Genomic DNA, 15,074 nt, shown 5'->3' with positions numbered 1-15,074 from the left:
ATTATCGATCGAAATGCTTATTTTAGAAGAACTAAAAGATTTCGATGAAAATTATAAAAAGAATTAGTATTGGCCTACTCACAATTTTAATCATTGCAGTTGGTTTATTGTTTGCTTTTGATAAAGCATACTTATTAAAAGGCATACGCATTACTTATTTAAAAGGGCATAAAACCGCCTATATTGACGATTATCCAAATTTTGATAACAGAACTATCGCTGCTGAAACGCCAAAAACTTGGCCGTTACATGTTAATTATAACGCTGTAGAAGCAACTCCAAAACTTCAGCAAACAAATAAAGAATTAGGTACAATTGCTTTTCTTATTATCAAAAATGATAGCATTTGGTATGAAGATTATGCCGAAAATTATTCGGAAGATTCTAAAACCAATTCTTTTTCAATGGCAAAAAGTATTACATCTGCACTTTTAGGAAAAGCCATTAGAGATGGTTATATTAAAAATTTAGAACAATCGGTTTCAGATTTTTATCCGCAATTTGACACTCGCTTAACCGTTGGCGATCTTTCTTCTATGGCAAGCGGACTTAATTGGAAAGAAGATTATTACAATCCGCTAGGGATGACAGCACGATCTTATTTAGATAGTGATATTCGAGAATTAATACTTAATTTAAAAGTAAGTGAAAAACCGGGGCAAGCATTTAAATACCTTAGTGGAAACATTGAGTTATTAGGTATGGTAATTGAAAAAGCTACCAGTAAAAACCTATCTCAATACCTTTCAGAAAGTTTTTGGAAACCTTTGGGAATGCATAAAAATGCACTTTGGCAATTAGATAGTGAAGAAAGTGGTATGGAAAAAGCCTTTTGTTGTATTGCCAGCAATGCCAGAGATTTTGCTAAAATTGGTCAGCTTTATGCCCACCAAGGAAATTTTAAAGGTAAACAATTACTAGACTCTAGTTTTGTACAAAAATCTATAGAACCTAGATTTGAAGAAGCGCCGTTTTACGGTTACGGTTTTTGGTTGAGCAATTTTATGGATAAGAAAATTTTTGCGATGCGCGGTATTTTGGGACAATATGTGATTAGCATTCCTGAAGATGATTTAATTATCGTTAGATTAGGTCACCAACGTGGTAAGAAATTAGAAGCTAAAAATTTTACAGAAGATTTTTATATGTATATCGAAGAGAGTTATAATATGCTGAAAGAAAACTTATGAGTTATTTTAAAGAACTGCCTTCAAAAATGAACTTGGCTTTTAAGCGCTTTCCTATAACTTTATTATGGGCAGTTGCTGGGAGCCTTTTGATTATAGCGCTTATTCAATTAGAGGTTAACATATTTAGGTCTGCATATAAAGAAATGCTTATACTTTCATTAGGCGTAAGCTGGTTAATTGCCAGTCAATTTTTAAAAGAAAGTATTTACAACAAAAAAACAGGGTGGACCATCAAGCTTGTAATTATATTATTGTTAATCACTTACTATTTTACACTTCCCTCCTACGATAATGCAAACGTCATCACTTTTACAAGATGGTTTATCTTGCTTTTGGCCGGACATATTTTTATATTTTTTGCCCCATTTATTTTTTATTGGAATATAGTTGATTACTGGAATTACTTGCAAAGAATTATTATTGCTATTGCGAGAAGTATTCTATTTACAACAATAATTTATTTGGGATTATCGTTAGCTTTATTGGCTGTTGAAAATCTTTTTTCAATTGATATTGAATGGAAAGTTTATACTGAATTATTTGTTTTTTGTATTGGTATTATCAATACGTTTATCTACTTATCAGACTTTCCTAAAGATATTCATCACACTAAAGAACTGCACTATTCTAAAGCGCTAGATGTTCTTATTAAATATATTTTGATTCCTATTATCATTTTGTATTTGGTTATTGTCTATGCATATTCTTTAAAAATATTATTCATCTGGGAACTCCCGAAAGGATGGGTTTCATATTTAATTAGTATTCTCTCTATTGTTGGTTTTATAATTCATATAATTATTGAACCCATTCGCAAGCAACATAAAAACCTAATAATTAATAAGTTCTATCCGGTATTATATTTTTCATTATTTCCTTTATTCATCTTATTATTTATAGCCATTTTTACCAGAATTGAAGCGTATAATTTTACTGAAAACAGGTATTTTCTTTTATTATTAGCCATCTGGGTGCTTGGGGTAAGCTTATTTGCACTTATTAGCAAAGAAAAAAAATTATCCGTTTTACCTATAAGCCTATTTTTACTTTGCTTGTTTAGTATTTTTGGTCCATGGAGCGCTTTTCAGGTTTCACTAAATGCACAAGCAAATGAGGTTTCAACCTTAATACAAAAAACCAAAAATGGAAAACAGCAATTATCTGTAGAAGAAGTAAGTAGATTCACTAGCATTGCAAGCTATCTTAAACAAAGAGAAAAACTTCATTTGATTGATAAAAATATTGGTTTTGAAACTAGTTACATTAATAATTCATTTGATGCAGGTAATTATTTATTAGATTCTATTTATGGAAGAGGAAATTATAAAAAAGGTAGTCATAGTAGTTATTACCATAATAACTTTTATTATCATAATTACGATAAAGGCAGTGAAATTAATATAAGTGGGTATGATAAATTTCTAGATATTTCTTCAAAAACGTATACAAAATCAAAGAGTAAATCTAAATATGAGCTAAATATCAATCACCATGATATTATACTTAGATTCGAAGGGAATGAACTTTTCAAGAAAAATATTGGTGATGATATTAAAAAGAAACTTAAAAAATATCAATCGTTAAACAACATCCCAAAAGATAACTTTAAATATGAAATCACGAACGATATTGGGAAATTTAAGGTAATTATCATCAGTCTTGGAGGTACAAATAAAAACAATAAAGTAAAAATAGAAAATATTAGCGTTTACGTGATTATTGCCTATAAAAAAATCTAAAATTTCAGAACCATGCTTAAAAAACTGAAAATAGAAAATATCCTTTTTTTAGATATTGAAACGATACCAGAATTCGAAAGTTTTGAAGAATTAAGCAATGAAAAAAAACTGCTTTGGGAAGATAAAACACAATACCAGCGCAAAGATGAATTTACAGCAAAAGAATTTTATGATCGTGCAGGCATATGGGCAGAATTTGGAAAGATTGTTTGCATCTCTGTAGGTTATTTTACTTTTAAAAATGAGGAAAGAACGTTTAGAATCACTTCTTTTCAGGGCGAAGAGCAGCAACTTTTAAAAGAATTTAAAAAACTGCTTAATAACTATTTCAACAAATCCAATCACCTGCTTTGTGCGCACAATGGCAAAGAGTTCGATTTTCCTTTTATTGCTCGCCGTATGCTCATTCACGAGATTGAGTTACCAATAAAACTCAATCTTTTTGGTAAAAAACCTTGGGAAGTTCCTCATTTAGATACCTTAGAATTATGGAAATTTGGCGATTATAAACATTATACTTCATTAAAACTCTTAACCCATATATTAGGTATTCCTTCTCCAAAAGAAGACATTGATGGTGCCCAAGTTAGAGACGTTTATTACAACGAAAAAAGCCTGAGCAGAATTGTAGCTTATTGTGAAAGAGACGTAGTGGCCATAGCTCAAATTATATTAAAATTTAGACAAGAAAATTTATTGAATGAAGATGAAATCGTTTCTGTAAATTAAAACATTTATGTTTATTCTTTGAATTAACAAATAAGAACTTTTTTGCATTCACCGATAGACTTCAATGAAAACCTATATTATTACTTATGGATTTAACACCGCTTCTTCAACTAAAAAATCTATCGCTTGGTTTCAACACAGAAACTGGGTTTAGAGATACGTTATATCAACTAAATTTTCAACTTCAAAAAAATGAAATTTTAGGAATTGTTGGAGAATCAGGATCTGGAAAATCGCTTACCTCACTTGCTGTATTAGGTTTGCTACCCACAACAGCAAAAATTACGGAAGGAGAAATTTTATACAATCAAAAAGACCTTTCCAAACTTTCTGCAAATGAGTTTCGAAATATTAGAGGTAAAGAAATTTCAATGATTTTTCAAGAACCAATGAGTTCGTTAAATCCTTCGATGAAATGCGGACCTCAAGTCACCGAAATATTATTACAACATACGCAGCTTTCTAAAAATGGAGCTAAAGCGGAAACCCTTCGTCTATTTGAAAAAGTAAAACTTCCTCGTCCAGAAAGTATTTATAATGTTTATCCGCATCAGATAAGTGGCGGACAAAAACAGCGAGTGATGATCGCCATGGCAATTGCTTGCAAACCCAAAATTCTTATCGCAGACGAGCCTACTACGGCTCTTGATGTTACCGTGCAAAAAGAAATTCTCTTATTGTTAAAGTCACTTCAGCAAGAAAATGAAATGAGTATAATTTTTATCTCTCACGATTTGGCGTTAGTTTCAGAAATTTCAGACCGTGTGGTAGTAATGTATCGAGGAAAAATTGTAGAACAAAATACCGCTGAAAAATTATTTCTTCATCCTCAAGAAACCTATACTAAAGCGCTTTTAGCCTCTAAACCATCTACTACAGAGCGTTTAAAGAAACTACCTACGGTTAAAAACTTTTTAGAAAACAGCATTTCTACAGAAACCGAAACTAAAGAAGAACGAGAAGCGCGTCATCAAAAAATTTACGCACAAGAGCCTTTATTAGAAGTGATTAATGTAGAGAAAGAATTTTTGAGTAATCCAAGTTTATTTCAACAGAAAAGCTCGGTAAAAGCAGTAAACAATGTGAGTTTTAAAATTTATGAAGGAGAAACTTTAGGTTTGGTAGGTGAATCTGGTTGCGGAAAATCGACTTTAGGGAATGTGATTTTGCAACTTGACAAAGCAAGCAGCGGAAAGGTTTATTATCGAGGAAATGACATTACGAAAATTTCTAAAACAGCATTACGAAAGCTGCGGAAAGAAATTCAGTTAATCTTTCAAGATCCGTTTTCATCTTTAAATCCTAGAATTCCTGTAGGCAAAGCCATTATGGAACCTATGGAAGTGCATAACCTTCATAAAAACAGCAAAGAGCGAAAACAAAAAACATTAGAATTGTTGAATCGTGTTGGTTTAGATGAAAGTCATTTTTACCGTTATCCGCACGAATTTAGTGGCGGCCAACGCCAACGTATTGGTATTGCCAGAACTATTGCGGTAGAACCTAAATTAATTGTTTGTGACGAATCTGTTTCGGCTTTAGACATTTCTGTTCAAGCACAAGTACTAAATTTATTAAATGAACTGAAAGAAAATTTTGGCTTTACCTATGTTTTTATTTCACACGATTTGGCGGTAGTTAAATATATGTCAGATCAATTATTAGTGATGAATCAAGGTGAAATTGTAGAAAGTGGCGATGCCGATCAAATTTATGCGCATCCTAAAAAAGAATATACTCAAAAATTAATTGACGCCATCCCCAAAGGGATTTAAATTGTGAAGATTAATAGTTTTAAAATTTGTTCAAACCAATATATATATATATATTAGCGTTATTAACTTATAAATATAAATTTATGAAATTTAACCATTTATTTATTTTTATTGCAATATCATTTTTATTTTTCTCTTGCAGTGAAGAAGAAATTTCAACCAATGAAAACTTGGAATCTAACTCAATTAAAACTGAACAATTAAACCTTTCTAATTTAAGTCTTAATCTTTCGAAAATGTCCATTAAATTTGATGGAATTTTACTAGAAAATTTTGCTTCAGTAGAAAATAACGATAGAATTAGGGCTATCAATTCATTTTTTGAAGAATTGGAATCAATTAAAGAAACTTATAATGGTGATACCGTAAATGCTAACATTGGTGTACTTAATAATACACTTGTAGTATCCTCAGTCGGTATATATCAAGATAAAAAATTAGTTTACGATTTTTCAAATCCAGAATATACACCACATATAGGAGGGCCAGCTCCCCCAGCTCTAATAGCTAGTTGTCCTAAAGGAAGTAGTGAATTAGATACTTGTGTAAAATCAAGTTGCGTCGCTGAAGCGGCAAATGAGTTTTTGAGTGAAAATGTACAATCAAATGGCGATTGTGCTGGAATTTTCGTGGTAAGAGGATTTCTTAGCGCTAGTGTTTGCGGAACAACTGATTGTTAGTTTTAAATTTTTTCAATAATTAAAAAGGATTGAAATATTTCAATCCTTTTTTTATTCCTAATAAGATTATTTTCGATTTGTTTATAACCAATTTGAAGATCTAAACTTCTCGATAAATTAAACACCCGTTCTTGCGGACCATTTATCGTGGTTTTGAGTCGAATGGTGGGCAAAATTTAGCTTTTAATAGATTGTAATCATTTAAAATTAATACCTCATAAATTTTCTATGTGATTAAATTTTGTTATAATGATTACTTATGAAACAAAAGATCACCTTAGACGACGTATTATCTAATGCTCCAGATTTAATTTTGTATGCGGCACCTATTATGATAGGTTTAGCATTACTCGAATTTTATTTTAGTTGGAGACAAAAAAAAGAACTTTATGAAAAGAAAGATTTTTTTGCTTCTTTAAGTATCGGATTGGTTTCGGTATTTCAAAATTTATTAATTAAATCTCTTCTCTTTGGTTCTGTAATTTGGTTTTATAATATTGTCCCATGGAGTATTCCTGTAAATTGGTGGACTTCTATTTTATGCTTTATTGCCTTAGATTTTTGTAGGTATTGGGCGCACCGTTATGGTCACGAAACTAGTTTGTTTTGGGCAACTCACGTAACTCACCATAACTCTGAAAAATACAATTTATCTACTTCGTTTAGACTTTCTTGGACACAGCAAATTAAAGTGATATTCTTTTTACCAATTAGCTTATTGGGCTTTCATCCGGTAATATTTTTTATTTGTCACCAGATTGCGGTATTGTATCAATTCTGGATTCATACCGAATACATCAGAAAAATGCCTAAATGGTTTAGTTATATATTTGTTACCCCTTCTCATCACCGTGTTCACCACGGAAAAAATGCGCATTACCTTGATAAAAATTATGGTTCTACATTTATTTTTTGGGATCGAATGTTTGGGACATTTCAACCGGAAGACGAACAGGCGATTTACGGAATTTTAGACCAACCGAAACATTACAATCCTGTGAAGTTGGTTTTTCACGTGTGGGGAGATATTTTTAAAAGTATGCGGAAATCGAAAAATCCAATTAAGGCGATTAAATTATTATTTCAGCCGCCCGATGCTTTATATGGAGAAAAAAAAAGTTGATTAGGTTGCTGTTAAGCATAAAAAAATTAAAAATTATCGCTTCACCAAAGTAAATTTATTTAACACTGTTGAATCTTCGATTTCAGATTCTTCTACAGAGTTGTAAGCTGAATAATATTCTGAAAAAAATTCAGAATGGCGCATTTAAGAACGTTTATTTTAATTTAAAATTTTAGTTGAAAATGCGTTAGCGATAGGAGTGGCATCCTTTTTTTGCTTTGATAAGTGGCAAAAAAAGATATAACGAATAGCGCGATCCCGATTTTTCTATCGGGCAACGCCATTAATATTTTATAAAACCATCTCTGGGATTTCACCCTCTATAATTAATTTGCCTTCGGTAGCTTTCTCTATTTCTTCTACACTTACACCAGGAGCGCGCTCAAGAAGTTTAAATCCGTTTTGGGTAACTTCTATAACGGCAAGGTTAGTTACAATTTTAGTCACACAACCAACGCCTGTTAAAGGTAAACTGCATTTTTTTAGCAACTTAGAATCTCCCGCTTTATTGGTGTGCATCATCGCAACGATAATATTTTCTGCCGAAGCCACCAGATCCATGGCGCCGCCCATTCCTTTTACCATTTTACCGGGTATCTTCCAATTGGCGATATCTCCGTTTTCAGCTACTTCCATCGCACCGAGTATGGTAAGATCTACGTGTTTGCCACGAATCATCCCAAAACTGGTTGCTGAATCAAAAAAACTAGCGCCTGGTAAAGCGGTAATGGTTTGCTTACCAGCGTTAATTAAATCGGCATCTTCTTCGCCTTCAAAAGGGAAAGGTCCCATTCCTAAAATACCGTTTTCACTCTGAAATTCTACAGCAATATCGTCGCGCACAAAGTTGGCTACTAGGGTAGGAATCCCGATGCCCAAATTTACATAAAAGCCGTCTTTTACTTCTTTGGCAATACGTTGTGCTATTCCGTTTTTATCTAACATAGTTTTAATTTGAAAATTTAAAATGTGTTAATTTTATAATTAATTTAATTTACTAGAAGAAACAATTTTAGATATTATTTTGATGATCACTTCTATTTCTTCAAGTAAGTAATTAGATGGATTAGGATAAAATTTTGAGGCTTTACAAAGCTTCAACCAGTATAAAGTCTCGTCTGCTTCTTTTGCTGAAATTTTAACTTTATGAACAAAATCTCTTTTGCTTTCAGCATTTTGAGCCTCCCAAATATTTGCTCCTATCGAAGTTCCACTTCTAAAAAGCTGTGAAGAAAGTTCGTGTTTGTGAGCTTTTCTTAAATCTTCGGTAAACTCCATTATCGCTAAAGAAAAATGAAAAGTTTTCTGAACAATTATATTTTGTCGATCGTTTCTCATTTTCAAATTAGCTAAATATCAAATTAACTACTTAGCTCTTCACTGTTCGTTGTTCTATTCTTTTCTCGTAAGATTTTCCTTGAAAAATTCGCTGTACAAAAATTCCAGGAACATGAATTTGGTTAGGATCTAGCGCTCCTGCAGGCACAAGTTCTTCTACCTCTACAACGGTAATTTTTGCGGCTCCACACATACAAGGATTGAAGTTTCTGGCGGTACCTTTAAAAATTAAATTTCCGGCTTCGTCACCTTTCCAAGCTTTGATGAATGCGAAATCTGCTTTATAAGCTTCTTCTAACACATACATTTTACCATCAAACTCGCGGGTTTCTTTGCCCATAGCGACTTCGGTACCGTAACCTGCAGGGGTGTAAATTGCGGGAAAGCCCTGTTGTGCTGCTTGGCATTTAGCGGCTAATGTACCTTGCGGAGTAAGCTCTACTTCTAATTCTTCGCTTAGCATTTGACGCTCAAACTCTGCATTTTCGCCTACATAAGAAGAGATCATTTTTTTGATTTGTTTTTTCTGAAGTAAAAGTCCGAGTCCAAAATCATCTACACCAGCATTATTAGAAATACAGGTAATGTTTCTTATGTTTTTTTGAACCAAAGCTTTGATAGCGTTTTCTGGGATTCCGCATAGTCCGAAACCACCTAGCATAAACGTCATTCCATCTTCAACTCCTTTTAAGGCTTCTTGAATTGTATTAACCGTTTTATTAATCATTCGATAAATATTTTGTTTAAAAATAGGAAATTTACAAGATTACTACAATAAAAGAACCCATTATCAATAATTTAATAATGGGTTCTTTTAACGGAAGTATAACTTTAATTTAGAAATCTAAATTATTGCTGAGTTCTTCTTCTTCTTTTTCTTCTTCAGTTTGATTTTCACTTTCTTCATCAGTACCATTACAATCTACGTTGATTGATAAGTTTTCAGGACGTTCAAATTCACCTTTAGAAATATCTAAATCTTTGTCGGCATAAACATCTTTCATGTATAAGCCCCAAATGGGTAATGCCATCGTAGCTCCTTGCCCATAACGAATACCTGGAAAATGAACCGAGCGATCTTCTGCCCCTACCCAAACTCCGGTAACTAAGTTAGGGACAATACCCATAAACCAACCGTCACTTTGATTTTGTGTGGTACCTGTTTTACCAGCAATTGCATTTTTAAATTCATAAGGATGCCCTGTAACTACATCTTTATAATAAGCTGGGGACCAAGTGGTTCTTAATCTAGTACCTGAACCGCCTTGTGTTACTCCTTCCATTAAGTTTAAGGTTACGTATGCAGCCTCTTCGCTCATTACATCACGACTTTCTGGAACGTGCTGGTAAAGGATAGTTCCATTTTTATCTTCAATACGAGTAACAATTACAGGCTTTACATAAACACCTTTATTGGCAAAAGTGCTATAGGCAGAAACCATTTCAAAAACACTTAAATCTACAGATCCTAAGGCGATGGCTGCTACTGGAGGTATATTCTCTGTATCTACTCCTAATTTGGCTAATAAATCGATTACAGGCTCTGGCCCTACTTTATCCATTAAACGTGCGCTAATCGTATTTAAAGAGTTAGCTAATGCACTCTTAAGGGTAACCATACCACCGTATTTATTATTAGAGTTTTTAGGAGACCAATCTTTAGTTACACCGTGTTTTCCTGCAGGAATAGTATGAACAGTATTAGGCAATTGGTAACAAGGAGATAGATGCAATTGATCGATAGCAGTAGCATATAAAAATGGCTTAAAGGTGGAGCCTATTTGTCTTCTTGCTTGTTTTACGTGCTCGTATTTAAAATGTTTAAAGTTTATACCCCCCACCCAAGCTTTTACTTCTCCGGTTTGTGGTGTCATAGACATCATTCCTGCATTAAGGAAAGACTTATAATATAGAATAGAATCTCTTGGCGTCATTAAGGTGTCTATATCATTTTCACTTTTCCAAGAGAAAATTCTCATATCTGTTTTCTTATTAAACGAGGCAATTATTTTATCTTCATCTATGTGCTTCGCCTTCATTTGATGCCAACGATCGCTATTTTTCATAGCTCGTTTAATAATCTTATCGATATCTTCTTTTCCGATATCTCGAAATGGCATCCCGTCATTATTCTTATTTTTTTCATCAAACTTTGCCTGTAGGTTTTTCATATGTCGCTCTACCGCTGATTCTGCATATTTTTGCATACGAGAATCTATACTGGTGTACACTTTTAAACCGTCTTGATAAATATTGTAAGTATCACCGTCTGGGGCTGGGTCCTCTTTAGCCCAATCTTTTAAAAAGTCTCTAAGGTACATTCTAAAATAAGTAGCCAAACCAGACTGGTGACTTTCTGGGTGGTAATCTATTTTTAATGGTAATTGTTGTAAAGAATCTTTTTCTTGTTGCGAAATATAATTAGCCTTAGCCATTTGCAATAAGACTACATTTCTTCTATTAGTTACCCCTTTTGGGTTTCTTCTAGGATTGTATAAAGATGAGTTTTTAAACATTCCTGCTAAAACTGCCGCTTCCTCAATTTTTAATTTTTCTGGCTCTTTACCAAAGTAAATTCTAGAAGCAGATCTTACACCTACTGCATTATTATTAAAATCATAGACATTAAAATACATCGCTAGAATCTCTTCTTTTGTATAACTTCTTTCTAGCCTTACCGCAATAATCCATTCTTTCATTTTCTGGCTTATTCTCGCTATAATATTTTGAGAACCTTCACCATGAAACAATTGTTTGGCTAGCTGTTGAGATAAAGTACTTGCCCCCCCTCTCGATCCTAAATAAGCTACCGCTCTAAGAGTTCCGAAGGCATCAATACCTGAATGATCGTAATACCTAACATCTTCTGTTGCTACTAATGCATTGATAAGATTGTCTGGTAAGTCTTCATATTTAATAGGTGTTCTATTTTCATTGTAGTACTTACCCAATGTTTTTCCGTCGGAAGAAAATACCTCAGTGGCTAAATTTGTTTCTGGATTTTCTAACTGGTCTATCGCTGGCATTTTTCCAAAAACGCCCCATCCTGCTAGTAAAAATAATAAAATAAGAATTGAAATTCCTCCTAGGAATAATCCCCAAAACCAAAGAATATATTTTGTGTATGAAGTTTTCTTGGGTTGCTTTGCTGCTTTCTTTTTTGTCACGCTATTTTTAATTAAAATTATGGTCTTTCAATTCTAAAACCAACATCGGTTATTCCTTCTAAATTTGAAATACCGTCTACTTTTCCGTTTTTTCTCATGGCTTGCCTAATGGTAAACTGATAGGTGCCTTTTTCTGGAAACTGAACTCCAGATTTATACCAAAGTTTACTTTCTTTTATTTCTCCAAAACCAAGTCCCATCCAATCTCCATTGGGATAAGCCATTTCATATTCTAAAGTATCTGAAATCACTTTTCCGTTAGGGAAATTCATTTCTGTAATTAGAAAAATATTATTGTAATTGTACTTACTGTTATTTCTTAAATTTATAAATAAGTTATAAGTATTAATAGTATCAATATCTTTCACATTAAAACTTACTATATCATCTTTGCGCCACCCTTTTTCTGGTAGTGATTTGTATTGGTCATACTCTCTTTTAGAATCGCAAGACGCTAAACAAAAAATGAATAGCAAAGAATATACCAGAGTCTTATGCATTATTATTAGGCTTTTTACCTCTTGGTTTGTTATTTCTTTTTTTTCGTTTTCTCTTTTTATTTGCTTGCTGAGCTTTCTTAGGTTGATCAAATCTAGTAAGGCTATCTTGCCCTACTACATCACCAAAGTCTGTACTTTCTGTTTTTTGTAATTCTACAGAAAATTCTTCTAAGCTTGCCACTGGTTTTTTCGCTTTTGCTGCTTGAATTATTTGGTGCACTTGTGCAGTGGTAAGTTCATGCCAATTCATCCATTCTCCTTCATAGGCATACCAAAGACTACCTTTAAAAATATCTATTTTCTGACAAACCGCGGTGCCTTTTTGAGTTTGAAGCTTTATATCTTGTCTAGGAAATTCTTTTAGTGCATCTAAATATGCGTCTAATTCATAGTTTAAACAGCATTTAAGTTTACCACATTGCCCAGCAAGCTTTTGAGGGTTTAGAGATAATTGCTGATATCTAGCCGCAGAAGTGGTCACCGATCTAAAATCTGTTAGCCAAGTAGAACAACACAATTCTCGACCACAAGAACCAATGCCACCCAATCTTGCGGCTTCTTGACGGAAACCAATTTGGCGCATTTCTATTCTTGTTTTAAACTCTCTAGCAAATTCTTTGATTAATTGTCTAAAATCTACGCGATCTTCCGCTGTATAATAAAAAGTAGCTTTAGATCCATCTCCCTGAAATTCGATATCACTAATTTTCATTTTTAAATTAAGCTTTATCGCAATTTGACGGGCAGCAACCTTCATAGGCTCTTCTCGTTCTCGACAAGATTGCCAAACATCAATGTCTTTTTGACTGGCTTTTCTGTAAATTTTCTTTACTTCTTCACTATCTTTTTTTACCTTTTTTTTCTTCATTTGAACTTTTACAAGTTCACCGGTTAACGTAACCACCCCTACATCATGACCTGGGGAAGCTTCTGTGGCTACCACATCACCCATGCTTAGTGTTAAGTCTTCAGCATTCTTAAAAAAATGTTTTCTGCCATTTTTAAACCTTACCTCTACACAGCCATAAGGCTCCACCCCGCCAGGTAACGACATATTTGATAACCAATCAAAAACACTTAATTTGTTGCAGCTATCAGTGCCACAATTACCATTACTCTTACATCCTTTTGGCTGACCGTCTTTCCCGGTCGAGCAACTTCCACACGCCATAAAATTATATATATTGAAATACTAGAAGCTTTTTTACTTCTGTATTGATAAATTACTATTTATATTTAAAGGGTAAATATACCAATTTATTGTGAGGAGACAGAAAAATGATGTATAGAGAAAAATTATTGATACTTCTTAGCTATTTAAATTATAAATGTATAAATTGATTTTGAGTATCTTATTTTTCTAAATTAACTTGAAAAATTTTATAGTTAGAAAAGATCACATAAAAAAATAGAGTAACTTTTTTCAAGTTACTCTACAAAATAAAGAGTTTGATTTTTATGAACTTTTAAATTTTAAAACTTCAGACCTTCCTTTTTTAAAAATTTTATTACTATTTTTCTTACCTCTTCTTAAGGCTTTTTGTTCTTCGTAAGGTAAAGCATTCACTTCTTTACATTCATCTGAACAACAACTATCCATTTTTTCGGCACATTCTTCACACTGAATAAACAATAAGTGACATGCCTCATTTGCACAATTTACATGTGTATCACAAGGCTTACCACATTGATGACATTGAGCAATGACATCTTCTGAAATTTTTTCGGCACGACGGTGATCGAATACAAAATTCTTTCCAATAAATTTATTTTCTAATTCATTTTCTCTTACTTGTCTCGTGTACTCAATAATACCTCCTTCAAGCTGAAAAACATTTTTAAACCCTTTATGTTTATAGTAAGCACTCGCTTTTTCACAACGTATTCCGCCAGTACAATACATCACAAGGTTTTTATCTTCTTTATGTTCTTTAATGTCTTCTTCTATAAGATCTAAAGAATCTCTAAACGTATCTACGTCTGGAGTCATCGCACCCTGAAAATGACCAATTTCACTTTCATAATGGTTACGCATATCTACCAAAATGGTATTAGGATCGCTAATTAGGTCATTAAACTTTTCTGCATTTACGTGCTCTCCTTTTTTGGTTACATCAAAGGTGTTATCATTAAGACCGTCGGCTAATATTTTAGACCTTACTTTCACTTTCAGTTTCAAAAACGATTTTAAATCTTGCTCGATGGCAATATTTAAACGAATGTCTTTTAGAAAATAAATTCCGTCTAAAAATTCTTTAAAAGCATTAAATTTTTTTGCCGGAACAGAAAGTTGGGCATTAATACCTTCATTGGCTACATAAATTCTACCTAAGACCTCTAATTTATCCCAAGCGACAAATAAATGGTTTCTAAAAAGTTCTGGATTACCGATTTTGGCATATTGGTAGAAAGAGATGGTGAGTCTATCTTCACCTGCTTCTTCTAATAAAGCTTCTCTTTCTTTTGCACTTAGCTTATTGTACAGTTGCATGCTATACTAATTATTAAGTTAAACTGCAAAGGTAAAATTTTATCTATAAAAAATGCCCGAAATATTATTCTTTCGAGCATTTTTTTGAATGGCTAATTCGTTGTTAATTTTATTAAATTTAGATTTTAATAACCCTACAACGCTAGCCACCATCAACCTTGCAATTACAGATGTAACACACTGTAAATGCGCAGCTAATGAAATTCATAATAAATCTTTTTTTGAGAAATCTCATAGAATATTCTCTTCTTTTTTTAATAGATGTAAAAAATAAAAAAGGTTGCGTGACCAATTGAAATCACAAAAACTTATAGTACTTTAGCAGTTCTTCAAAAAAATGAA

13 protein-coding genes are annotated in these 15,074 nt (G+C 32.8%); 6 read left to right on the top strand and 7 right to left on the bottom strand.

Translation table 11 applies throughout. The annotated features are described in order from the left end of the window. The first annotated feature begins 44 nt into the window (after positions 1-44). The 6 genes from KW502_RS07575 (at position 45) to KW502_RS07550 (ending at position 7,236) form a co-directional block, all read left to right on the top strand. Positions 45-1,190: a serine hydrolase domain-containing protein gene (locus KW502_RS07575; RefSeq protein WP_219039944.1), complete on the top strand. Its 1,146-nt coding sequence runs from the start codon at positions 45-47 to the stop codon at positions 1,188-1,190. Beyond that, positions 1,187-2,929: a DUF4153 domain-containing protein gene (locus tag KW502_RS07570; RefSeq protein WP_219039943.1), complete on the top strand. Its 1,743-nt coding sequence runs from the start codon at positions 1,187-1,189 to the stop codon at positions 2,927-2,929. Before KW502_RS07575 ends, KW502_RS07570 begins: the two co-directional genes overlap by 4 nt. A gap of 12 nt (positions 2,930-2,941) precedes the next feature. Then, positions 2,942-3,658: a 3'-5' exonuclease gene (locus tag KW502_RS07565; RefSeq protein ID WP_219039942.1), complete on the top strand. Its 717-nt coding sequence runs from the start codon at positions 2,942-2,944 to the stop codon at positions 3,656-3,658. An 86-nt stretch (positions 3,659-3,744) separates the two neighbouring features. Then, positions 3,745-5,433: an ABC transporter ATP-binding protein gene (locus KW502_RS07560; RefSeq protein ID WP_219039941.1), complete on the top strand. Its 1,689-nt coding sequence runs from the start codon at positions 3,745-3,747 to the stop codon at positions 5,431-5,433. An 83-nt stretch (positions 5,434-5,516) separates the two neighbouring features. Continuing rightward, positions 5,517-6,113: a hypothetical protein gene (locus KW502_RS07555; RefSeq protein WP_219039940.1), complete on the top strand. Its 597-nt coding sequence runs from the start codon at positions 5,517-5,519 to the stop codon at positions 6,111-6,113. Positions 6,114-6,372: 259 nt separating this feature from the next. After that, positions 6,373-7,236 (top strand): sterol desaturase family protein, encoded by an 864-nt coding sequence (locus KW502_RS07550; RefSeq protein WP_219039939.1) that lies wholly within the window; start codon positions 6,373-6,375, stop codon positions 7,234-7,236. A 291-nt stretch (positions 7,237-7,527) separates the two neighbouring features. On the opposite strand, the gene KW502_RS07545 is transcribed toward KW502_RS07550, so the two are convergent. The 7 genes from KW502_RS07545 to trhO form a co-directional block, all read right to left on the bottom strand. Next, complete coding sequence (locus KW502_RS07545) at positions 7,528-8,181, bottom strand: CoA transferase subunit B (RefSeq protein WP_219039938.1); 654 nt, start codon at positions 8,179-8,181, stop codon at positions 7,528-7,530. Positions 8,182-8,220: 39 nt separating this feature from the next. Next, on the bottom strand, positions 8,221-8,574 hold the full coding sequence (locus KW502_RS07540; RefSeq protein ID WP_219039937.1) for a four helix bundle protein: 354 nt from the start codon (positions 8,572-8,574) through the stop codon (positions 8,221-8,223). A gap of 31 nt (positions 8,575-8,605) precedes the next feature. After that, complete coding sequence (locus tag KW502_RS07535; RefSeq protein WP_219039936.1) at positions 8,606-9,301, bottom strand: CoA transferase subunit A; 696 nt, start codon at positions 9,299-9,301, stop codon at positions 8,606-8,608. A 109-nt stretch (positions 9,302-9,410) separates the two neighbouring features. Continuing rightward, positions 9,411-11,741 carry a penicillin-binding protein 1A gene (locus KW502_RS07530; protein WP_219039935.1) on the bottom strand — a complete coding sequence of 777 codons (2,331 nt, stop codon included), beginning with the start codon at positions 11,739-11,741 and terminating at the stop codon, positions 9,411-9,413. Positions 11,742-11,758: 17 nt separating this feature from the next. Then, positions 11,759-12,241: a gliding motility lipoprotein GldH gene (locus tag KW502_RS07525; protein WP_219039934.1), complete on the bottom strand. Its 483-nt coding sequence runs from the start codon at positions 12,239-12,241 to the stop codon at positions 11,759-11,761. After that, on the bottom strand, positions 12,234-13,412 hold the full coding sequence (locus KW502_RS07520) for a PSP1 domain-containing protein (protein ID WP_219039933.1): 1,179 nt from the start codon (positions 13,410-13,412) through the stop codon (positions 12,234-12,236). The genes KW502_RS07525 and KW502_RS07520 overlap by 8 nt, the downstream gene beginning before the upstream one ends. A 285-nt stretch (positions 13,413-13,697) precedes the next feature. Next, a complete protein-coding gene (gene trhO, locus KW502_RS07515; protein ID WP_219039932.1) occupies positions 13,698-14,732 on the bottom strand; it encodes an oxygen-dependent tRNA uridine(34) hydroxylase TrhO in 1,035 nt (344 codons plus the stop codon). Between the last annotated feature and the right edge of the window lie 342 nt (positions 14,733-15,074).

Origin of the sequence: Mesonia aestuariivivens (assembly GCF_019311235.1) — a bacterium.
GTDB lineage: Bacteria > Bacteroidota > Bacteroidia > Flavobacteriales > Flavobacteriaceae > Mesonia > Mesonia aestuariivivens.
The sequence above is the reverse complement of the archived record's forward strand: the minus strand, read 5'-3'. Positions and strand labels throughout refer to the sequence as shown.

Bases quoted from the DNA above. Each gene is read 5' to 3' on its own strand.
- KW502_RS07575 (WP_219039944.1), top strand. From the start codon at position 45: ATGAAAATTATAAAAAGAATTAGTATTGGCCTACTCACAATTTTAATC.
- KW502_RS07570 (WP_219039943.1), top strand. From the start codon at position 1,187: ATGAGTTATTTTAAAGAACTGCCTTCAAAAATGAACTTGGCTTTTAAG.
- KW502_RS07565 (WP_219039942.1), top strand. From the start codon at position 2,942: ATGCTTAAAAAACTGAAAATAGAAAATATCCTTTTTTTAGATATTGAA.
- KW502_RS07560 (WP_219039941.1), top strand. From the start codon at position 3,745: ATGGATTTAACACCGCTTCTTCAACTAAAAAATCTATCGCTTGGTTTC.
- KW502_RS07555 (WP_219039940.1), top strand. From the start codon at position 5,517: ATGAAATTTAACCATTTATTTATTTTTATTGCAATATCATTTTTATTT.
- KW502_RS07550 (WP_219039939.1), top strand. From the start codon at position 6,373: ATGAAACAAAAGATCACCTTAGACGACGTATTATCTAATGCTCCAGAT.
- KW502_RS07545 (WP_219039938.1), bottom strand. From the start codon at position 8,181: ATGTTAGATAAAAACGGAATAGCACAACGTATTGCCAAAGAAGTAAAA.
- KW502_RS07540 (WP_219039937.1), bottom strand. From the start codon at position 8,574: ATGAGAAACGATCGACAAAATATAATTGTTCAGAAAACTTTTCATTTT.
- KW502_RS07535 (WP_219039936.1), bottom strand. From the start codon at position 9,301: ATGATTAATAAAACGGTTAATACAATTCAAGAAGCCTTAAAAGGAGTT.
- KW502_RS07525 (WP_219039934.1), bottom strand. From the start codon at position 12,241: ATGCATAAGACTCTGGTATATTCTTTGCTATTCATTTTTTGTTTAGCG.
- KW502_RS07520 (WP_219039933.1), bottom strand. From the start codon at position 13,412: ATGGCGTGTGGAAGTTGCTCGACCGGGAAAGACGGTCAGCCAAAAGGA.
- trhO (WP_219039932.1), bottom strand. From the start codon at position 14,732: ATGCAACTGTACAATAAGCTAAGTGCAAAAGAAAGAGAAGCTTTATTA.